The following is a 20,597-nucleotide window of genomic DNA, read 5'->3' on the forward strand; positions in this document are numbered from 1 at the left end:
ACGAACCAGGAAGCGATAATCCCTATTCACTCCGGCGGCGGATGCATCTGACCGGCGAAAGCTCCTACCGTCCGGAACATGCCCACTCTTCTGGATGTGCTGCCGCGCAACGTCGCGGCCGAGCGCGCCCGCCGCGGGTGGCTCCAGAAAGACCTCGCGCAACGTCTCGGCTGGGGCGGCACCAAGGTGTCCGAGCTCGAGACCGGCGCCCGCCGTGTGCAGGTCGACGAGCTCGGGCCGCTGTGCAAGGCGCTGGGAGTTCCGCTGTGGAAGCTCGCCGAGGGCACCGACCTCGAAGAGCTAGAGGCACTGGGACTAACCCCACCGCGCTGAGCCCAGTCCCCACCGAGCCCAGTCCCCACCGAGCCCAGTACCCACTGAACCCAGCAATCGCCGAGCCCGATTCCCGCTGACTCAGAGCCGAGCCCGATTCCCGCCGACTCAGACCAGCGACAGGTGCTGCGCGGACGCCCGGATCTCGACCTGCTGACCCCAGCCCACCTGCAGTCGGTCGGCCTCCAGCCCGTCGCCGAACACCACCAGATCCCCCTCCGCGACCACCGGCAGCACCTCGCCCGGCCGCAGCAGTCCCCGCGTGAGGCTGGTTCCGGTGAACGGTGAGGGCCAGGCCTCGCGCACGAACCAGGCCAGCTCCGCATCGGCCGGCCCGGGCAGACCCAGGTCATCGGCGTCCCGGGCCCCGGGTGCCGACCCCCGCGGCACCCCGCCACCCCGACCGGCCCCGGCGGAACCAGCTCGCTCCCGGGCCACCGACGCGCACCACCCCGTCGACCCCGTCCCGGTGCCGACCAGGATCCCCGACGACGACTGGCGCTCGTCCCACAACCGGTACCGCGCCGACTGGTGCCCGGAGTCCCCGAGGTACAGCTCGTTCAGGGCCCGCAGCGTCTGCCCGTCGTCCAGCACCGCTTCCACCATCGTGCGTCGTTCGACGGCCGCCCGGCCGGCCACCACGTCCCCCAGCAACCGCGCCACCGCGGGCGGCGAGTGCCGCACCAGCACGCCCGGATTCACGCCGGGTTCCGGGTCCACGCCGATCACCGCCTGCCCGTCCACGTACTTGGCCACGTTCGCGACGAGACCGTCCTGACCGACGGCGACCACCACGTCCTCAGGCTCGAAACGCAGTCGGGGCAGGTCGGCCCGCTCGACCGACGCCCGCCGCCACCCTCCCGGCACTCCGCTCGAGACCTGCTGCAACGCCTCGTGCAGGGCATCGTGCCGGGCCTGCACCGACTCCAGGTCACGCCCCCGCGAGCGCAGGAAGAACTCGGCCTGACCGCGGGTGCCGTGCCGCATCAGGAGCAGGTCGAGCTCACTGCGGCGATGCACCAGAACCGCGCGGGGAGCGATCACCGGGCGCCGCCCCGAGAACCCTGAGAGCCCTGAGCACCCGGCGAGCCCTGAGCACCCTGAGCCCCTTGGGCCGTTGAAGAAGCCAGCGCGGTGAGCGCACTCGTGATGGCATCCGGCGTCAGCGTCAGGCTTCCGATCTGCGGCAGGTGCGCAGCGGCCTCGCGGGCGGCCAGGGCGAAGAGCACACCCCGGTCGATCTCGGAGTACACGGCCATCCGGGCGGCCTCGGTCTCGGCCTCGGCGGCACCGACCAGACGGGTGGTCTCGGCCCGGGCCTGGGCCAGCACCTGCGTCTGCTCGGCCTTGGCCTGGGTCTCGATCCGGCCGGCGGCCGCCGCCTCGGTGGCCCGCCGCCGTTCGTTCGCACCCCGCTGGGTCACCAGCTGCTCCTCCCGGGTGGCCAGCTCGATCTGCGACTGCAGCTCGTTCTCGCTGATCGTCCGCTCCCGCTCCACAGCCAGTGCCCGGCGCTCGTAGGTCGCCTTGTCGGCATCCTGCTGCACCTGCTCACGGGCCGGGGTCTGGAGCGCCCGCTCGACGTCGGCCTCCGGCCGCACCGCCACGACGCGCACGTCGACGACCTCCACGCCGGTCTGGGCCAGCCGGTCGTCCGCGGCCAGCCCCTGGCTGATCCGGGCGCGGACCGCACCGAGGCCGGAGACGAGCGCCTGGTTGAGCGTGAGGCCCACCAGCAGGTCGAGGGCGTGCTGCTGCGCGGCCTCGGTGAGCATCTGGGCGATCTGCTCGAGCGGACGCCCGCGCCACTTGCCGTTCTTCAGCTCCAGCCCGAAGTCGAGGCGGCGGGAGGCCCGGTCCGGGTCGGCCATCCGGTAGGCGACGGTGGCCTGCACCGAGACGTCCTGGAAGTCCGAGGTGCGGGCGTGGAAGAGCAGGCTCAGCTCGCGGTCGTCGATCGGGACCTCACTGAGCGCGGCGCTCAGCGGCCGGAACCAGAAAGCCTGCCCCGGCCCCGAGTGCACCGTCTTGCCGCGGCGGACATGCACGAGATGATCAGTGGTGCCGCTGCGCACGTGCCACACGAAGGGGTAGCGGCGGATCTCGGCCATGGTCGTCCTCCATCGACTTATCGTCACTGCGACGATTTGGTGATGGGGATGACGGTAGCCCTGCCCTTTGTTATCGTCAAGTAGACGAAATCCGATAGAGCCAGGAAGGGACCCAGCGCCGTGTCCGGCACCGAGAACACCGACAGCCCGTACGACCCGTCCAAGTACCCGCCGATCGCCGTGACGGTCGACGTGGTGCTGCTGACCATCCAGGACGACAGCCTCTCGGTCCTGCTGGTGCGGCGCGGCCAGGAGCCGTTCAAGGGCAGCTACGCCCTGCCCGGCGGATTCGTGCAGCCGGACGAGACACTGGCCGCGGCGGCCGCCCGGGAGCTGGAGGAAGAGACCGGCGCGACCGGCATGCACCTCGAGCAGCTCGGCACCTACGGCGACCCGGGCCGCGACCCCCGCATGCGGGTGGTGAGCGTGGTCTACCTGGCGCTGATCCCGAACCCGCCCGAGGTGACCGGAGGCAGCGACGCCGAGGTGGCCGAATGGTCACCGGTGGCCTCGTTCCTCGACGCGACCCTGCCCGAAGACCCGTCCCTGCTGGCCTTCGACCACCGCCGGATCCTGCGCGACGGGGTGGAGCGCGCCCGCGGCAAGCTCGAGTACTCGGGCCTGGCCACCGCCTTCTGCTCGGACGAGTTCACCGTCGGCGAGCTGCGCCGGGTCTACGAGATCGTCTGGGGCGTGGAGCTCGACGCCCGCAACTTCCACCGCAAGGTCACCGGCACGCTCGGCTTCCTGGAGGCGACCGGCGAGATGACCACGCGCGGCGGCGGGCGGCCGGCCCAGCTGTTCAAGCGCGGGGCCACCCAGACCCTGAATCCGCCCATCCTGAGGCCCTCGCCGACCGTGCTGTGACGCGCTTCACAACTCGAAGGTAACTCTGGAACTGAAGATCCGCCCGCAGGTGCCGACAGTTCGCTGTGACCTCGAGCAGCACCCGAACGGGTGAGACCCGCCCCGACGGACTCAAGCACCGCGCGGACATCCAGGGCCTGCGGGCCGTGGCCGTTCTGGTCGTGCTGCTCTACCACACCGGTCTCGGCCCCTCGGGTGGATTCCTCGGCGTGGACGTCTTCTTCGTGCTCTCCGGCTTCCTGATCACCGGGCTGCTGATCCGCGAGCACGAGAAGACCGGCCGCATCGCCCTGATGTCGTTCTGGGCCCGGCGCGCCCGGCGCCTGCTGCCCGCGGCCGTGCTGGTCGTGCTGGCCACCTGCGCCGCGGCCCGGTTCTGGCTGCCGGCCTCGCGCTGGGAGGACATCGGGCACGACGCGATCGCCGCCAGCACCTACTTCCTGAACTGGCGCCTGGCCGCCGAGTCGGTCGACTACCTGGCCGAGGGCACGGCCGCCGGCCCGCTGCAGCACTTCTGGTCGCTGGCCGTGGAGGAGCAGTTCTACCTTCTGTGGCCGCTGCTGATCCTGGCGCTGTTCAGGATCCGCCGGCGCCGGGTGGCGCTGGGCGTGATCGGCGCGGTGGTGGCCGGCTCGTTCGCCGTGGCGGTCGTGACCTACGGCCCGCAGACCTATTTCACCACCCACACCCGGATCTGGGAGATGGCGGCCGGGGCCCTGCTGGCCGCGCTGATGCACGAGCGGGCCTTCGCCCCCGAGCTGATCGTGCGCGGCGTGAACCTGCTGCCGATGCGCCGCCCCCGGGCCCCGCGGCACGGCTGGCTGAGCTGGGCCGGTCTGGTCACCCTGGTCGGCCTGCTCTTCGTGGTCACCCCGGACACCGTGTGGCCCGGCCCGCTCACCGTGCTGGTGGTGGCCGCGACCCTGCTCGTGCTGGCGTTCGGACGGGGCCGCGACGGCACCGAAAAGCTGCTCAGCCTGCGGCCTCTCACCTGGACCGGCGACATCTCGTACTCGCTGTACCTGTGGCACTGGCCGCTGGTGGTGCTGGCTCAGGTCGACGGAAATCTCACGCTCGTCGAAGGTCTCACGATCGTCGCGCTCAGCTTCGCCCTCGCGGCCGGCACCTACTACGGCCTCGAGCAGCCGATGCGCACCGCCCCGTTCTGGGCGGCGGCCCGGGTCGGCCTGGCCGGAGGCCTGGCGTTCGTGCTGATGGGGAGCGGTGCGGGCACCGCCCTGGCCCAGTCGCGGCTGGTCGACGAGGCCCCTCACGCCCCCGGCGCCCGGGCCATCCTGGGCGCGCTGCAGTCGAGCGCGACGTCGCTGGCGCCCACGCCCGAGCTGGCCTCGAAGGACACCGGCGACGTCTACGCCCGGGGCTGCCAGGCGAGCTACGACGAGACCACGGTCAAGCCGTGTGTTTTCGATTATCGATCGGACGGCGCGTCCGGGCCGACCGTCGTGATCGTCGGCGACTCCAAGGCCGCCCAGTGGGTGCCCGCGCTCGAGGTCGTCGCCCGCGAGCAGCACTGGAACCTGATCAGCATGACCAAGGCCGGCTGCGCCTTCTCGGACATCCGCCGGGCCATGAAGGGCGGCTACTACGAGGCCTGCGTGACCTGGCAGCAGGACGCTCTCCGGCGTATCGAGAGCATCCGCCCCGACCTGCTGGTCACCTCGCAGCTCGACTTCTACCGGACCATGCAGAAGAACCGGGCCCTCAGCGGGGCCGCCAACGAGCGGGAACTGGTGCGCGGCCTGACCACCCGGCTGCGTCAGATGAAGGACGCGGGCATCCCGGTCGTCACCATCGCCGAGACCCCGCGCATGGACCAGGACGTGCCTGACTGCGTCAGCGGCAACCTGCAGAACCTGTTGCGGTGCTCAGTGCCGGTGGCCAAGGCGTTCGCGAACGCGGGGGTCGTCGAGGCGGCGTCGCGGGCGGTCCGGGTGCCGATGGTGGACGCGTCGGAACAGTTGTGCACGGCGACCACCTGTCCCGCGGTGGTCGGGGACGTGGTGGTCTACCGCGACGAGCACCACCTGACCGCGACGTTCGCCCGCAGCACGGCCCCGTTCGTCGGGCAGGAACTGAAGCGCGTGGTCGACGACGAGGTGCGGGCCGAGCTCTTCGGCTGAGCCGCCGAGTCTGGTCGGGCCCGCCCTTCGTGCCTACGCTCGAAGGCATGAGTGATGCCATCTCGATCAGTGGCCTGATCAAGAACTTCGGCAGCACCCGGGCCCTGGACGGGCTCGATCTGACCGTCCGCACCGGTGAGGTGCACGGTTTCCTCGGGCCCAACGGCGCAGGCAAGTCCACCACCCTGCGCGTCCTGCTCGGTCTGCTCAGCTACGACGACGGCACGGTCCGCCTGCTCGACGGCGACCCCCGGGCCGATTCCGCCGCTCTGCACCGCCGCCTGGCCTACGTTCCCGGCGATGTCACGCTCTGGCCCAACCTGTCCGGCGGCGAGGTGATCGACCTGCTCGGCTCGCTGCGCGGAACCGGGCTGCACGAGAAGCGCCGGGCCGAGCTGCTGGAGCGGTTCGAGCTCGACCCGACCAAGAAGGGCCGGGCCTACAGCAAGGGCAACCGGCAGAAGGTGGCCCTGGTCGCGGCATTCGCCTCGGAGGCCGAACTGCTGCTGCTCGACGAGCCCACGTCGGGGCTCGACCCGTTGATGGAGAACGTGTTCCGCGAGTGCGTGCAGGAGGTACGGCGCGAGGGCCGCACCGTGCTGCTGTCGAGCCACATCCTCAGCGAGGTCGAGCAGCTGTGCGACCGGGTGAGCATCGTGCGGGCCGGGCGCACGGTCGACAGCGGCACGCTCGACGACCTGAGCCGGCTCACCCACACCACGGTCGAGGCCGAACTCGACGCTGAACCGACCGGTCTGCCCGAGCTCGAGGGAGTGCACGGAGTGACCTTCGAGCACGGAAAGCTGCACTGCGAGGTCGAACCCGACGCCCTCCCGGAGGCGATGAGACGCATCGCCGCCGCGGGCGTCCATTCGCTGGTGAGCCGTCAACCCACGCTGGAAGAGCTCTTCCTGCGGCACTACCGGGCGGCGAGTCACTGATGTGGACGCTGACCCGGTTCGCGCTGCGCAAGGACCGGGTGAGGCTGACCGTCTGGATCCTGGCGATCAGCTGCCTGCCGGTCGCGGTGGCGTCCTCGTTCGCCGGTCTCTACCCCGACGTGGCCAGCCGGGTGCCGTTCGCCGCGGACATCGAGGCCAACAGCGGGCTGCGGGCGCTCACCGGCCCGGCCGTCGACCTGACCACCCTCGGCGGTCTGACCAGCTGGCGCGCCATGGGCACCACCGGCATCTTCACCGCGATCATGAACATCCTGCTGGTGCTGCGGCACACCCGCGCCGACGAGGAGTCGGGGCGGCTGGAACTGCTGCGCTCGGCACCCGTCAGCCGCGCGGCCCCGCTCGATGCCGCGCTGCTCACCGCCCTGCTGGCGAATATTGTTCTGGGACTGCTCATCTCGGTGACCCTGGCGACCTCGGGCCTGCCCGTGGGTGGTTCCCTGGGATTCGGCGCGGCCGTGGCCGGGTGCGGTCTGGTGTTCGCGGGCGTCGCGGCGGTCACCGCCCAGCTCACCGAGATCACCCGCCCGGCCACCGGAATCGCCAGTGCCACGCTGGCGGCGGCCTACCTGCTGCGGGCGGCCGGTGACTCCACCGGGGCCACCTGGCTGTCGTGGCTGTCGCCGCTCGGGTGGGCCCAGCGCCTGCGTCCGTTCGGTGAGGTCCGATGGTGGACGCTCCTGGCCTCCTTGGGTGCCTCCGCGGCCCTCGTTCTTCTCGCCCACCGGCTCCAGTCCCGCCGGGACTTCGGCTCGGGAATCGTGGCGGCCCGCCCCGGACCGCCCCGTGCGCAGGGCCTGGGCTCGTCGTTCGCCCTGGCCTGGAGACTGCAGCGCGGTGCCCTGCTCGGCTGGGCGGCCGGTTTCGCCGTGCTCGGGGCCGCGGTGGGCGCGCTGGCGAACAGCGTCGGCAGCCTGGTCGACGACTCACCCCAGCTCGCCGACGTGCTCACCGCGCTGGGTGGTGAGCAGTCGGTGGTGGACTCGTACCTGGGCACCGTGTTCGGCATCTGCGGGCTGGTGGCCGGGGCCTACGCGGTGTCGGCGCTGCTGCGGCTCGGCACCGAGGAGGGCAGCGGGCGGGCCGAGATGTTGCTGGCCACACCGGTCGGCCGGCTGCCCTGGGCCCTCGGGCACCTGACGGTGGCGCTGGCCGGCCCGGCGGCGCTGATGGTGGTGGCCGGGATCTTCACCGGCGCCACGTACGGCCTGGTCAGCGGTTCCTGGTCGGCGTTCGGCGGGAGCGTGCTGGCGGCGGTGAGTCAGGTGTTCGCCGCCTGGGTGTTCGCCGGGCTGGGGCTGCTGCTGTTCGGGGTGCGGCCCTCGGCGGCGGCCGGGGCGTGGGCCCTGCTCGGCCTGGCGGCGGCGCTCCAGATGCTGGGGCCGGTGCTCGACCTGCCGCAGGCGGTGCTGGACCTGAGCCCGTTCGCCCATCTGCCCACGCTGCCCGGGGGTTCGGTGAGCGTGGTGCCGTGGGGCTGGCTGGTGCTGGTGACGGCCCTGCTGACCGGGGCCGGGCTGGCCGGGCTGCGGCGGCGCGACCTCGGGTAAGACCCTTCCCACCTTCTCGATCAGGCACGTTCTGTCCCGCTTGGGCATTCGCCGACGATGGTTCGGGCTCGTCCTGCGAGACTGGGGCGGTGCAGGTATGCGTTCTGGGGCCGCTGACGATCGGGGCCGAGGGTGGGCCCGTCGACATCGGCGGGGCCCGGTTGCGATCGCTGCTGGTCAGGTTGTCCGCCGACGCCGGGGCCTGGGTCCCGGTGAGCCGGCTGGTGCAGTCGCTGTGGCTCGAGGATCCGCCGGCCGACGAGGTCAACGCGCTGCAGTCGCTGGTGTCGCGGCTGCGGCGCGCGCTGCCGCGGCCCGACCTGGTGGAGTCCGGGCCGGCCGGGTACCGGCTGGTGATCACCAAGGACGACGTCGACGCGCTGGCCTTCGAGAACCTGGTCGGGCAGGGCCGGCGCGCGGCGTCACCCGAGGCGACGGTCGAGGTGCTGGGGCGGGCGCTCGTGCTGTGGCGCGGCGCCCCGCTGACCGAGGTCGCCGACGCCCCCTACGCCCAGGCCTGGACCGAGCGGCTGGAGCGGCTCCGGCTCACCGCCATCGACGAGCGCGCCGCCGCGCTGCTCACGCTGGGGCGGGCAGGCGATCCGGTGGCCGAGCTCGAGGAGATCGCCACCGCGCACCCGCTGCGCGAGCGCACCCACGAGCTGCTGATCCGGGCGCTGGCCGCCGCGGGCCGGCAGGGCGAGGCCCTCGCCGTGTACGAGCGGCTGCGCCGGGCCATGGCCGACGAGCTCGGGCTCGACCCGCCCGCCGCGCTGCAGGAACTGCAGGGGCAGGTACTGCGCGACGACCTGGTGCTGCGCTCGTCCGCCGCCGACCCGCTGAAGACCGGCACCCGCCGCACCAACCTGCGCGTGGCCCTGACCACGTTTGTCGGCCGCGAGGCCGAGCTCGACGGCATCACCGCCCAGCTGCGCCAGGCCCGGCTGGTGACCCTCGTCGGCACCGGCGGCGCCGGCAAGACGCGCCTGGTCACCGAGGTCGCGAGCCGTCTCGACGGGCGCGACGGGGTGTGGATGGTCGAGCTCGCCCCGGTCATGGACCCCGACGACGTGCCCTCCACCGTGCTCGGCGCCATCGGTTCGGTGGACCGGTCGCAGCTGGAGACCGCCGCCGTGCAGCAGGCCAAGCAGTCCGCTCCCCGCGACGTGCGCACCCGGCTGGTGGAGACACTGTCCGCCAGCGACGCCGTGATCGTGCTCGACAACTGCGAGCACCTGATCGAGGCCTGTGCCGAGATCGCCGAGTTCCTGCTCGCCCGCTGCCCCCGGCTGACCGTGCTGGCCACCAGCCGGGAGCCGCTCAGCATCGTCGGCGAGTCGATCTGGTCGGTGCGCCCGCTGGCCACGCAGACCGAAGACGCCCCAGCCGTGCGGCTGTTCGCCGACCGCGCCGCCCTGGTGCGCCCGGGTTTCCGGGTGACGCCGGAGAACGCCGAGGCGGTGCACGAGATCTGCCGCCGTCTCGACGGCCTGCCCCTGGCCATCGAACTGGCCGCGGCCCGGCTGCGCACGCTGGCCCCGGAGGCCCTGGCCGGGCGGCTCGACAACCGGTTCCGCCTGCTCACCGGCGGCAACCGCACGGCCATGCCCCGGCACCAGACCCTGCGCGCGGTGGTGGCCTGGAGCTGGGAGCTGCTGACCGACGAAGAGCGCGACCTCGTCGAGCGGCTGGCCGTGTTCCCCGGTGGGGCCACCGCCCGCACCGCGTCGGCGGTCTGCCGGGAGGTGGTGGACAGGCCCGACGACTTCGACGAGGACACGGTCGCCGATCTGCTGCTCTCCCTCGCCGACAAGTCGCTGCTGGTCAGCGTCGACGGGGCACAGCCGCGCTACCGGCTGCTGGAGACGATCCGCGAGTACGCCCTGGAACGGCTGTCCGAACGCGGCGAGATGGCCTCGATGCGCCGCGCGCACGCAGAGTTCTTCCTGCGTCTGGCCGAGACCGCCGAGCCGCACCTGCGCAGCGCCGAGCAGCTCGGCTGGCTGCAGCAACTGATCAGCGAGCGCGACAACCTCCTCGCCTCCCTGCGTTTCGCGGTGGACACGGAAGACGCGGCGCACGCCCACCGGCTGGTGGCGGCCCTGGGCTGGTTCTGGACCATGACCACCCGGCACGAGGAAGGGGGCAGCTGGGCCGCGCAGGCTCTGCGGGTCCCGGGTGAGAGCCCGCCCCAGGCACGGCTCTTCGCCCTGGTCCTGAACATGCTGAGCACGTCGATGGGCCAGGAACGGCTGCCGACCCCGGAGCAGCTGGTCGAGATCGAGGAGATCGCGAACCGGCTCGACGTGCACCGGTCACATCCCATGATCAGCTTCATCCGGCCCGCCCTGGCCGCGTTCCGCGAAAATATGACGGCCGGGCGGGAGATCGCGGTGCAGGTCATGCGCGACCATCCCGATCCCTGGGCCCGGGCCATGCTGCGGCTGATGAACGCGGTGTTCGCCGAGAACGCGGGCGATTTCAGCATCACCGAGGAGATGGCGCCGGCGGCGCTGGCCGAGTTCGAGGCGATCGGCGATCGCTGGGGCATCGCCACCGCGGGCAGCCAGCTGGCCGAGGTCCGGCGGGTGCACGGTGATCTCGACGGGGCGATCGAGTTGCTCGCCCTGGCCCGCAAGATGATGTCCGAGCTGGTGGTGACCGACGACGAGGCGCACGCCCTGGTGCGGATCGCCCGGATGCGCCGCGAGAACGGCGACCTCGAGGGCGCCTGGAACGACCTGACCGAGGCGCTGGCGATCGCCGACCTGACCGGTTCCCCCATGTCGATCGCGATGGTGCTCTCGGGGCAGGCCGCGCTGGCGGCGGCGACCGGCAACTACGCCGAGGCCCGGCAGCTCACCGAGCGGGCCATGGCGCGCATGTTCACCTCGCCGCAGGTCATCCCACAGCTGCGTTCCACGTTGCTCGGTGAGCTGGCTGTCTACGAACTGGCCGACGACCTGCGCGAACCGGCCCGCCGGCACCTGGTGGAGTCGGTGGCGGAGGCGGTGCGCAGCGGTGACATGCCGGTGCTGGCCCGGGTGATGCTGTGGCAGGCGCAGTACCTCGCGGTCGTCGGTGACTTCACCGGGGCGGCGGAGATCCTGGGCGCGGCCAGCGTGGTGCGGGGGCACAACAGCCTCCTCGAGCCGGACATCGCCCGGGTCACCCAGCTGGTGCGCGACGGCATCGAACCGGTCCGGTTCACCAAGGTTTTCGACGATGCCGCCGCCCTGCCCCGCCCCGAGGCCGTCGAGCTGGCCGAGACGGTCGCCGGCCGGCTGACCTGACCACGACGTGAGCCGCGGGACCTCCGGGAGGTACCGCGACGTCCATCATTGACGCCCGAAAACGCCGCGGGAACCCGAAAGGCCCCGCGGCGTCCATCATCTGAAGGGGAACTCAGGTACGCGAGCGGTAGGTGCGCACCGCGAGCGGCGCGAAGATCGCCATGATGACCGTGGCCGAGAGGATCGACTGCAGCACCGGCGTGGCGACCTCGCCGCCGAGCAGCAGACCGCGGCAGGCCTCGGTGAGGTGCGTGATCGGGTTGATCTTGACCCACGCCTGCAGCCAGCCGGGCATGGTGTCGACCGGCACGAACATGTTCGAGCCGAAGGTCAGCGGGAACATCAGCAGGAAGCCGATGCCCTGCACCGTGCCCGAGTTGCGCACCGCGGTACCGATGAAGACGGCGATCCAGGTGAGCGAGAAGGCGAAGAAGAGCACCAGCGCGACCGCCCCGAGGGCCCGGAACACGTCGGTCTCGACCCGGAAACCGATCGCGTAGCCGAAGGCGAAGAGCACGACGATCGAGGTGATGAACCGGACCACATCCCCCAGAACGGCTCCGACCAGCGGCGCCGCCCTCGGGATGGGCAGGCTGCGGAAGCGGTCGAAGACGCCCTTGCCGATGTCGGTATTGAGGTTCACGCCGATCGCCAGCGTCGCGAAAAGCACGGTCTGCACCAGGATCGCGGGCAGAACGAACTGCAGGTAAGCGTGCTGAGAGCCGGAGATCGCGCCGCCGAACAGGTACACGAACAGCACCGTGAAGATGATCGGCTGCAGGGTCACGTCGAGCAGTTGCTCGGGCGAGCGCTTGATCTTCGTGACCGTGCGGCCGGCCAGCACCCAGGAGTGCCGGATCAGGGCGAACGGACGCGCCGGGCTGTCGGAGGTGGGAAGCGCGGGTACGTGCGGGGTTTCGGTTTCGGTGACGGTGGCGGTCATGCCGCGACCTCCTTCTCTTCACGCTTGCCGGTCAGGCTGTAGAAGACCTCGTCGAGGCTGGGCAGCCGCAGGGCGAGCTCGGTGACGGCGATACCGGCCTCGTCGAGGCGGCGCACCAGACCGGTGAGCGCGCTGTCGTCGTCGACAGGCACGCTGAGCACGCCGCGGGCCGGGGAGTCGACGGGCTTGGTGGACACCTGGGCGAGCAGACCGCGCACGGTGTCGAGATGGGCAGCGTCGGTGGGGCGCACGACCAGGGTCTGACCGCCCACGACCTGCTTGAGCTCACCCGGGGTGCCGTGCGCGATGACCCGGCCGTGGTCGATGACCGAGATGTCGTCGGCGAGCGCGTCGGCCTCTTCCAGGTACTGCGTGGTGAGCAGCACGGTGGTGCCGTCGTCGACGAGACCGCGCACCAGGCGCCAGACGTCGTCGCGCTTGGCCGGGTCGAGGCCGGTGGTGGGCTCGTCGAGGTAGATCACGGCCGGACGGCCGACCAGGCTGGCGGCCAGGTCGAGGCGGCGGCGCATGCCGCCGGAGTAGGTCTTGGTGACGCGGCCGGCGGCCTCGCTCAGGTCGAACTGCTCGAGCAGCTGGCGGGCTCGGGTGCGGGCGTCATTCTTGCTGAGGTCGAGCAGCCGGCCGATGAGGACCAGGTTCTCGGTGCCGGTGAGGTCTTCGTCGACGGACGCGTACTGGCCGGTGAGGCCGATCTGGCGACGGACCTGCGCCGCCTGGCGCACCACGTCGAGTCCGGACACGGTCGCGCGCCCCTCGTCGGGGCGCAGCAGCGTGGCGAGAACGCGGACCGCGGTGGTCTTGCCGGCACCGTTGGGCCCGAGGACACCGAGAACGGTGCCCTCGGCGGCCGCCAGGTCGACCCCGGCCAGGGCGGTCGTGGCGCCGAAGCGCTTGACCAGGCCCTCGGCCTCGAAGGCGTATGCCATGGGGGGCTCCTTGGTATTCGAGTCTGTGACTCTTCCAAGGTGGCCGGGGTCGCTGTCAGCGCACGCACACGGCGCTGTCAGGAGCTGTTACATCTCCATCCCGCCGAAGTCGCTGAAGTCACCGCCGCCGAAGTCACCGCCGAAGTCGCCCCCGGCCTCCTCGAGCTCGGCCTGGCCCTGGTCGACCTGCTGGTCGGCCTGTTGGGTGAAGTCGTCGGCCGCGGCCTCGTAGCCCTCGGCGAACTCGCTGCCGTCGAAGCCGTCGAACATGGCGTCGGCGATGGCGGTGCCCACGAACGCGCCGGCCACACCGGCGAGCAGGCCGCCGGCGATCATGCCGCCCATGCCGATGCCACCCCCGCCCATGCCGCCGCCCATACCCGGCCGGTTGAAGCTGCGCTCCAGCGTGCCCGGGTTGCGCATCTCGGCACGGGTGGCCATGCGGGCCAGATCGCGCGGGCTGTCGGAGGTGGCGCGCTCGTGCGGCGGCACCTCTTCGGACAGGCCGGCGAGCACCATGCGGCGCTGGTCGGGCGAGAGCTTGGCGAAGGCCTCGGCGTGGGCCTCCTCGATCCGTTCGGGCGGAGCGGTCTTCAGCATGTAGCGGTAGCGGGCGATGGCCTGCTCGTCGGCCTTCGCGTCGCTGCCCGGCTCGGCTCCCGGACGGCCCACGGCCGGCGGGAAACCGCTCGGCGGCTGGTAACCCTGGTTCTGATAGCCGGGACTGCTCTGGTTCTGGCCCGGTGAGCCCCAGGTCGGCTGCTGCTGCCCGCCCCATTGCTGGCCCGAGTGCTGGCCCGAATTCTGGCCCGAGTGCTGCTGATAACCCTGGTGCTGCTGGTCCTTGTCACGACCTAGCAGCCTGTCCAAGAACCCCACGACAGGTCACACTCCCTCGATTGTGGTCCGTCCCTGAACGCCATCAACGAGCGCTGCTGCGAACGGGTTCCTCGGGGTGCTCCTCGCCGGTGCTTCTCGCGAGGGTTTCAGGTGCTCCGGGGCGCGGGGGTGCCGCGCAGGACCGAGCTGCCCGCACCGCCCGCCGGACCACTCTGCGGGGTCTGCTCGACCGAGGTGACCGCGCGGCCGAAGACCTCGCCGACCAGCGTCTGCATCCCGATGAAGGCGATCAGGAAGGCGAACACCACCCCGCCGGCCAGGAGGCCGTACTCGACCGCGGAGGCTCCACGGTCGGGGTGCGCTCGGCGGGTCACGTCTCAGACTTTACGTGGTCATCCGCGCACCCGGGGTGACACCCCGTCCGTTCGGTCCGGGTGAGGGAAGATGGTCGCCCGGCATCGCCTTCAAAGGGACCGGCTGGCCTGGTGGGCTCGCCTGGTGGGCTGGCCTGGTGGGCTGGCCTGGTGGGCTCGCCTGGTGGGCTCGCCTGGTGGCTGGCCCGGCGCGCTGCCCGGCGCTGCTGACTGGGTGACGGTGCGGATGACGGTGACAGCACGGACGACTGAGGGACCGCACGGATGACGACCCTGGGCGGCCGGAAGGCCCGCGGCGCCTTCTTCACGCCCGCCCCGATCGCCCGGTACGTCACCCGGTGGGCGCTGCGCGGTCCCGGTGGCCGCGTGCTCGAGCCCAGTTCCGGGGAGGCCGCCTTCCTGCTCGCGGCCGCCGAGCTGGGCGGAGACGAATGGCTTCTGGACGGGGTGGAGCTTCATCCCGCATCGGCCCGGTCCGCTCGGGAGACGCTGGAGGCGACGGGTGTGCGCGCGAGCGTCACCACGGCCGACTTCTTCACCCTGCCGCCGACCGGCGACTACGACGCGGTGATCGGGAACCCGCCCTACGTGCGCTATCACGACTTCACCGGGGCCGACCGGGACCGCGCGCAGGCCGCCGCCCGGCAGGCCGGGGTGCGGCTGAGCGGACTCTCGTCGTCGTGGGCGGCGTTCACCGTGCACGCGGCGCGCTTCCTGAGGCCCGGCGGACGGCTCGGGCTGGTGCTGCCGGCCGAGCTGCTGAGTGTGAACTACGCGGCGCCGGTGCGGCAGTACCTGCTCGAGAACTTCGCGCGGGTGCGGCTGGTGGCCTTCACCGAGCGGGTGTTCCCGGGGGTGGCGGCCGAGATCCTGTTGGTGCTGGCTGACGGATTCCGGGAGCCGGGCGGGCATCTGGAGACGCTGCAGGTGCGGAACACCGCCGACCTCGACGACCTGGAGGCCCCGTTCCAGCCGTTCACCGTGTCCTCCCCCGGCGACAAGTGGACTCCCGCGCTGATCCCGGCCGAGCCCCTGCGCCTCTTCGACCGGCTGCTCCAGGGCCTGTTCACCACCCTCGACGCGTGGGGACGCGTCTCCCTCGGCATCGTGACCGGCAACAACGGCTACTTCGCGCTGAGCACCGACCAGGCTGCCGCGCGCGGTCTGGGCCCGGCCGACCTGCTGCCGCTCTCCCCGCCGGGCAGTTCACACCTGCGCGGACTCGACTTCTCGCTGCCCGACCGGGAGGCCCTGGGCGACGACGGGGCCGCGGTCTGGCTGTTTCGGCCCGGTCTGCGACGCAGCCCGGCCGCCGTCGCCTACGTGCGGGACGGCGAGGACATGGGAGTGGACGAGGCGTACAAGTGCCGCATCCGCACGCCCTGGTGGCAGGTGCGCCTGGTGCCGCCACCCGACCTGCTGCTCACCTACATGAACGCCGACGCGCCCCGCCTGGTCACCAACTCGGCCCGGGCTCACCATCTGAATTCGGTTCACGGGGTGCATCTTTCCGACCCGTCGGCGGCGCCGCTGCTGTCGCTGGCGGCCCTCGGGTCGGTCACCCTGCTCGGCGCCGAGACGGTCGGAAGATCTTACGGTGGAGGCCTTCTCAAGCTGGAGCCGAGCGAGGCCAAGCAGCTGCCCCTGCCCTCACCGGCCGTGCTGTGGGCCGCGGCGCCGGCCCTGGACGAGATCCGCCCGGCCGTGGCCACCGCACTGAGCCGCTACCGGCTGGCCGAGGCGGTGCGACTGGTGGACGACGTGCTGCTCAACGGCACACTCGGGCTCGCCCCGGACGAGGTGGAACAGTTGCGCGCCGCCCACGCCCACCTGCAGTCGCGACGGCGGGATCGGGCCCGGACGCGCTTGTGACCACCGATCTTGCCGGTCCTTGGACACGCCCCCTTGGTGCCCGGATGAGAGCTGAACGTCCAGCTCCCTCAACCGGCATTGCCCAGTCGTTGACTTCCAGCAGGGCGTCGGTGCCCGCGCCCGACGGGGCGTTCCTCGACCTGGCCGGGGCTGTGGACAAAGCCGCGAACGGACTGCAGATCAGATCTCGACGCCACGGCCTCACCTGAGCGTTCCCCGTCCTGGCGGGACCAAATCAGGAGGTTTCAGGACTCCGGTGCCCGATGAGGACCGCCGTGTCCCGGTTTTCACCACGGGACGCGGCGGGCCCTTCGAGTTTGTGCACACATGTGGAAAAGTCTGGGGACAACTTCCACGGCTGTAATTCCGCCGTGGGTTTTCGGTGCCGGCGGGTGGTGCGGTGTCAGCGGGTGGTGCGATTTCAGCGGGTGGTGCGGGCCGGCGGGTGGTGCTGTGCGAATGGGTGCGTCAGCGCCAGCGGGTGAGCATGCCGAAACCGATCAGCGCGATACCGATGCCGATCACCAGGTTCCAGTCGTCGATGTTCGGCACCGGGTATTTACCCTGGGTGAGGTAGTACGTCACGATCCAGGCCAGGCCGATCAGCAGGAACGTGACCATGGTGGGGGCGAAGAAGCGGCCGTTCGGCTTCTGGGCGGCTGCCTTGGCGCGGGGGGCTTCGTACCCACCCTTGTTCCTGGCCTTGGACTCGGGCATGGTCGGGACTCCTCCGGTACACGTACGTCTGCAGTCTGCGGGGTACCACACGCCTCCGGGCGCATGGCGACGTCCTCTAGCGTAGTGCCGTGGCCACCGCATCGGACGATCCAGTTGAGAACGGCCACGTCCGGATTCCTCTGGGCGGTACCGCCACGCCCGTCGCCCGGGCGCCCCGCCACACCCGCTCGGGCACGTTCGGCGTCGCCGCGGTGCTGGTCGCGGCCGGTCTGCTGTTCACCACCAGCGCCCACACCTCGCACGGCACCCAGCTGCGCTCGCAGCGCGCCGACCTGGCCGGGTTGGTGGAGGCCGAGAACGAGCGGGTGCAGGAGAGCTCGCAGCGGGTCGCCGAGCTGAACGAGGAGGTCCGGGCCGACAGCGCGCAGGCCGCCACGGCCGACCGCACGATCCGCGACCTGGAAGACGGCTCGGCCGACGTGGAGGCCGCGGCCGGGCTGGTCGCGGTGACCGGGCCGGCGCTGACCATCACGCTCGACGACGCCCCGCGCGACTCCTCGGTGCCCGCCCAGGCCGGTCCGAACGACCTCGTCGTGCACCAGCAAGACGTGCAGGCCGTGGTCAACGCGCTGTGGGCCGGTGGGGCCGAGGCGATGATGCTGATGGACCAGCGGGTGATCTCGACCAGCGCCGTGCGGTGTGTGGGCAACACCCTGATCCTGCAGGGCCGGGTCTACTCCCCGCCGTACAAGATCTCCGCCATCGGCGACATCGACAAGATGCGCGCGGCCGTCGACCTCTCCCCGCAGATCGACATCTACCTGCAGTACGTGGCCTCGCTGCGGCTCGGCTGGAAGGTCGAGAGCTCCACCGGCGTGAACTTCCCGGCCTACGCGGGATCACTCAGCCTCAGTCACGCCCGGGTGGCGGGCTCTGCCACTCCCACCACACCGTCCAGAGCCACCACGACCGATCAGACCGAGACAGACCAGGAGTCATGAGTTGAAGCCCGTCAGAGTGCTCGTCGTCGACAACTACGACAGCTTCGTCTACACGATCGCCGGTTACCTGACCCAGCTCGGCGCCGAGTGCGTGGTGCGACGCAACGACGAGGTGGAGCTCGCCGACGCCGACGACTACGACGGCATCCTGCTCTCACCGGGTCCGGGTGCGCCCAAGGACGCCGGGGTGTGCCCCGAGATGGTGCTGCACTGCGCCGAGCGGGAGCAGCCGATGATCGGGGTGTGTCTGGGCCACCAGGCACTCGGTGAGGCCTTCGGGGCCACCGTGACGCACGCCAGCGAGCTGATGCACGGCAAGACCAGCGACGTGGTGCACGAGGGCGAGGGAGTCCTCGAAGGGCTGCCCACGCCGTTCACAGCTACGCGCTACCACTCGCTGGCCGTGGTCGCCGACACCGTGCCGGCCGAGCTCGAGGTCACCGGGCGCACGGCCGGGGGCGTGGTGATGGCCCTGCAGCACCGCACGCTGCCGTTGTTCGGCGTGCAGTTCCATCCGGAGAGTGTGCTGACGCAGGGTGGGCACCGGCTGTTCGCGAACTGGCTGGCGGTCTGCGGAGACGAGGACGCGGTGGAACGGTCGGCGGGGATGGCACCGCTCGTACGTCGCTGAGTTTCCGGCAGAACCGAAGGGGCCCCGAGCTTGATCAAGCTCGGGGCCCCTTCGGTTGTGCCCTACGGGTTGAGGATGCCGCCGTCCTCGTCCTCGTCGCCACCGTCACCCGTGTCCTCCGGGCTCGGGCTGGCTTGCGAGGGAGTGGGCGAGACCGGGTTGGAGGCCTCGGGGGTCGGCGAGGGGGCCTCGGAGGTCTCGGGAGTTTCCGGTGCCTTGGGGGTCACCGCCACCTGCAGACTCACCGTGGTGCCGCGGGGGAGAGAAGCCCCGGACCCGGCCGACGTCTCCAGAATGGAGCCCTCGGCTGCGGTGCCGTCTTCGACAGCGACGCGCTGCACCCGCAGCCCGACGGCCTGCAGAGCGCTCTTGGCGTTGCTGTAGGTCATGTCCTCGATACCCGAGGGCACTTTGACCATGGCCGAGGGGGTGTAGAGCGTGACCGGCGTGTTCGGCGCGACACTCTCGTCGGCCTTCGGGTCACTGGCGACCACCACGTTGGTCGAGGTGGCCTTGCTGGTACCGCTCGACTCCTGGGTGCCGGCGAACTCCAGGCCCGCCTCCTCCAGCGCGGCCTTGGCCGCGGAGAGCGACTTACCGTTGACCTCGGGCACCGTGGCGGTGTTCGGGTTCTTGCCCACGGTGATGGCGATCTTGTCGGTGTTCTCCATGGTCGCCCCGGCCTCGGGGTCGCTCTTGATGACCTTGCCGACTTCGTCTTCGTTCTCGGTGTTCTGCTTCTTGATGTCGATGTTCTCTTCGGGCAGGCCCGCCGCGGTCAGCTTCTGGATCGCGACCCCCTGGAGTTCACCGACGAGCTCGGGCACCTCGAACGAGGTGGCCGACGGGTCACCGGTCCCGCCGTTGCCGTCGTCACCGCCGCCGAACACGCCCAGCGTGTTCAGGATCAGGCCGAGCACCACGATGACGACGAGCACCGCGGCGCCGATGATGAGCGGACGCCGGTTGCTCGGCTCGGGTTCGCGGGAGCGCCGGCTGTATTCGTCGGGCTGCTGCTGGAACGGGTCGTAGGGGTTGCCGCCGACCGTGGTGGCCTGGTCGCCGTACATGGCGGCGCCCTGGGCCGCGGCCCCCGGCACCGGGGGCATCGCCCGGGTGCCGTCGGCCGCCGGCATGAACTGGGTGGTGGCGTTCGAACCGGTCATCGCGGGCATCGGCGCGTAGATCTGCCGGCCACCGCGCGCCGCCTCGACGTCGGCGCGGAAGTCCTGAGCCGTCTGGTAGCGCTCGTCGCGGCCCTTGGCCAGCGAGTGCAGCACGATCCGGTCGACCGACTCCGGGATGCCGGCCACCACGTGGCTCGGCGGGATCGGCTGCTCGCGGACGTGCTGGTAGGCCACCGAGACCGGGGAGTCGCCGGTGAACGGCGGACGCCCGGTGAGGAGTTCGTAGAGCAGGCAACCCGCGGAGTAGAGGTCGCTGCGGGTGTCGACCTGCTCGCCGCGCGCCTGCTCGGGGGAGAGGTACTGCGCGGTGCCGATGACGGCCTGCGTCTGCGTCATCTGCGACGACGAGTCGGCCATGGCCCGGGCGATGCCGAAGTCCATCACCTTGACGTCGCCGACCGGGGTCAGCATGACGTTGGCCGGCTTGATGTCGCGGTGCACGATGCCGATGCGGTGGCTGTACTCCAGAGCCGCGAGCACACCGGTGGTGATCTCCAGGGCGGCGTCGACGTCGAGGTGGTGGCCCTCGCCGAGCACCTCGCGCAGCGTGCGGCCCTCGACGATCTCCATGACGATGTACGGCAGGTTCACCACCGCGCCGCTCGCCTCGACCATCGACTCCTCGCCGGTGTCGTAGACCGCGACGATGGAGGGGTGGTTCAGAGCGGCAGCGGACTGCGCCTCACGCCGGAAGCGGGCCTGGAACGTCGCGTCGCGCGCCAGATCGGTGCGCAGCAGCTTGATGGCCACGGCCCGGCCCAGACGTGCGTCACGGCCGGCGTGCACCTCCGCCATGCCTCCGCGGCCCAGCAGATCGCCGATCTCGTAGCGGTTGCCGAGCACCCGCACGTTGTCGTTCACCGGTTCCAT

The 20,597-nt window shown here is 71.4% G+C and carries 17 protein-coding genes and 1 pseudogene; 10 read left to right on the plus strand and 8 right to left on the minus strand.

Annotated elements, in window-relative coordinates; all coding sequences use genetic code 11:
* The first annotated feature begins 78 nt into the window (after window positions 1-78).
* Window positions 79-333 (plus strand): helix-turn-helix domain-containing protein, encoded by a 255-nt coding sequence (locus J2S57_RS10250; RefSeq protein ID WP_307240948.1) that lies wholly within the window; start codon window positions 79-81, stop codon window positions 331-333.
* Window positions 334-441: 108 nt separating this feature from the next.
* On the opposite strand, the gene J2S57_RS10255 is transcribed toward J2S57_RS10250, so the two are convergent.
* Both J2S57_RS10255 and J2S57_RS10260 read right to left on the minus strand, forming a co-directional pair.
* Window positions 442-1,377 (minus strand): NAD(+)/NADH kinase, encoded by a 936-nt coding sequence (locus tag J2S57_RS10255; RefSeq protein WP_307240950.1) that lies wholly within the window; start codon window positions 1,375-1,377, stop codon window positions 442-444.
* Window positions 1,374-2,444, minus strand: a complete 1,071-nt coding sequence (locus J2S57_RS10260) for an SPFH domain-containing protein (RefSeq protein WP_307240952.1) — start codon at window positions 2,442-2,444, stop codon at window positions 1,374-1,376. The genes J2S57_RS10255 and J2S57_RS10260 overlap by 4 nt, the downstream gene beginning before the upstream one ends.
* 120 nt (window positions 2,445-2,564) lie before the next feature.
* On the opposite strand from J2S57_RS10260, the gene J2S57_RS10265 reads away from it, so the two are divergent.
* The 6 genes and pseudogenes from J2S57_RS10265 (at window position 2,565) to J2S57_RS10285 (ending at window position 11,254) form a co-directional block, all read left to right on the plus strand.
* A complete protein-coding gene (locus J2S57_RS10265) occupies window positions 2,565-3,311 on the plus strand; it encodes an NUDIX hydrolase (protein WP_307240954.1) in 747 nt (248 codons plus the stop codon).
* A gap of 65 nt (window positions 3,312-3,376) precedes the next feature.
* Window positions 3,377-5,452, plus strand: coding sequence for an acyltransferase family protein (locus tag J2S57_RS10270; RefSeq protein ID WP_307240956.1), 2,076 nt, complete (start codon window positions 3,377-3,379; stop codon window positions 5,450-5,452).
* A 119-nt stretch (window positions 5,453-5,571) separates the two neighbouring features.
* Window positions 5,572-5,919, plus strand: a pseudogene (locus tag J2S57_RS35515) (ATP-binding cassette domain-containing protein); the annotation flags it as partial.
* A complete protein-coding gene (locus tag J2S57_RS35520; protein ID WP_442358347.1) occupies window positions 5,917-6,393 on the plus strand; it encodes an AAA family ATPase in 477 nt (158 codons plus the stop codon). The pseudogene J2S57_RS35515 and the gene J2S57_RS35520, both read left to right, overlap by 3 nt.
* The gene (locus J2S57_RS10280; protein WP_307240960.1) at window positions 6,393-7,961 is read left to right on the plus strand and encodes an ABC transporter permease; all 1,569 of its coding nucleotides are present in this window, start codon (window positions 6,393-6,395) and stop codon (window positions 7,959-7,961) included. The genes J2S57_RS35520 and J2S57_RS10280 overlap by 1 nt, the downstream gene beginning before the upstream one ends.
* Before the next feature lie 89 nt (window positions 7,962-8,050).
* Complete coding sequence (locus tag J2S57_RS10285) at window positions 8,051-11,254, plus strand: ATP-binding protein (protein ID WP_307240962.1); 3,204 nt, start codon at window positions 8,051-8,053, stop codon at window positions 11,252-11,254.
* 112 nt (window positions 11,255-11,366) lie between these two features.
* Here J2S57_RS10285 and J2S57_RS10290 read toward each other — a convergent pair whose 3' ends face one another.
* The 4 genes from J2S57_RS10290 to J2S57_RS10305 all read right to left on the minus strand — a co-directional run bounded on the left by J2S57_RS10290 (window position 11,367) and on the right by J2S57_RS10305 (window position 14,358).
* Window positions 11,367-12,197 (minus strand): ABC transporter permease, encoded by an 831-nt coding sequence (locus J2S57_RS10290; protein WP_307240964.1) that lies wholly within the window; start codon window positions 12,195-12,197, stop codon window positions 11,367-11,369.
* Window positions 12,194-13,144, minus strand: a complete 951-nt coding sequence (locus J2S57_RS10295; protein ID WP_307240966.1) for an ATP-binding cassette domain-containing protein — start codon at window positions 13,142-13,144, stop codon at window positions 12,194-12,196. The genes J2S57_RS10290 and J2S57_RS10295 overlap by 4 nt, the downstream gene beginning before the upstream one ends.
* Before the next feature lie 87 nt (window positions 13,145-13,231).
* Window positions 13,232-14,023, minus strand: coding sequence for a hypothetical protein (locus tag J2S57_RS10300; RefSeq protein ID WP_370882454.1), 792 nt, complete (start codon window positions 14,021-14,023; stop codon window positions 13,232-13,234).
* 107 nt (window positions 14,024-14,130) lie between these two features.
* Entirely contained in the window at window positions 14,131-14,358 is a 228-nt protein-coding gene (locus tag J2S57_RS10305; protein WP_307240970.1) for a Flp family type IVb pilin, read from the minus strand.
* A gap of 264 nt (window positions 14,359-14,622) precedes the next feature.
* Between J2S57_RS10305 and J2S57_RS10310 the strand changes: the two genes are divergently transcribed.
* Window positions 14,623-16,230, plus strand: a complete 1,608-nt coding sequence (locus tag J2S57_RS10310) for an Eco57I restriction-modification methylase domain-containing protein (RefSeq protein ID WP_307240973.1) — start codon at window positions 14,623-14,625, stop codon at window positions 16,228-16,230.
* A 468-nt stretch (window positions 16,231-16,698) separates the two neighbouring features.
* Here the strand turns inward: J2S57_RS10310 and J2S57_RS10315 are convergent, their stop codons facing one another.
* Window positions 16,699-16,947, minus strand: coding sequence for a cell division protein CrgA (locus J2S57_RS10315; RefSeq protein WP_307240975.1), 249 nt, complete (start codon window positions 16,945-16,947; stop codon window positions 16,699-16,701).
* An 89-nt stretch (window positions 16,948-17,036) separates the two neighbouring features.
* Here J2S57_RS10315 and J2S57_RS10320 point away from each other — a divergent pair, with 89 nt between their 5' ends.
* Together J2S57_RS10320 and J2S57_RS10325 are read left to right on the plus strand one after the other, a co-directional pair.
* Complete coding sequence (locus tag J2S57_RS10320) at window positions 17,037-17,909, plus strand: DUF881 domain-containing protein (RefSeq protein WP_307240977.1); 873 nt, start codon at window positions 17,037-17,039, stop codon at window positions 17,907-17,909.
* A 1-nt stretch (window position 17,910) separates the two neighbouring features.
* Window positions 17,911-18,540, plus strand: a complete 630-nt coding sequence (locus J2S57_RS10325) for an aminodeoxychorismate/anthranilate synthase component II (RefSeq protein ID WP_307240979.1) — start codon at window positions 17,911-17,913, stop codon at window positions 18,538-18,540.
* 62 nt (window positions 18,541-18,602) lie between these two features.
* Here the strand turns inward: J2S57_RS10325 and pknB are convergent, their stop codons facing one another.
* Window positions 18,603-20,597 (minus strand): Stk1 family PASTA domain-containing Ser/Thr kinase, encoded by a 1,995-nt coding sequence (gene pknB / locus J2S57_RS10330; protein ID WP_370882455.1) that lies wholly within the window; start codon window positions 20,595-20,597, stop codon window positions 18,603-18,605.

Origin of the sequence: Kineosporia succinea (assembly GCF_030811555.1) — a bacterium.
Classification (GTDB): Bacteria; Actinomycetota; Actinomycetes; order Actinomycetales; family Kineosporiaceae; genus Kineosporia; species Kineosporia succinea.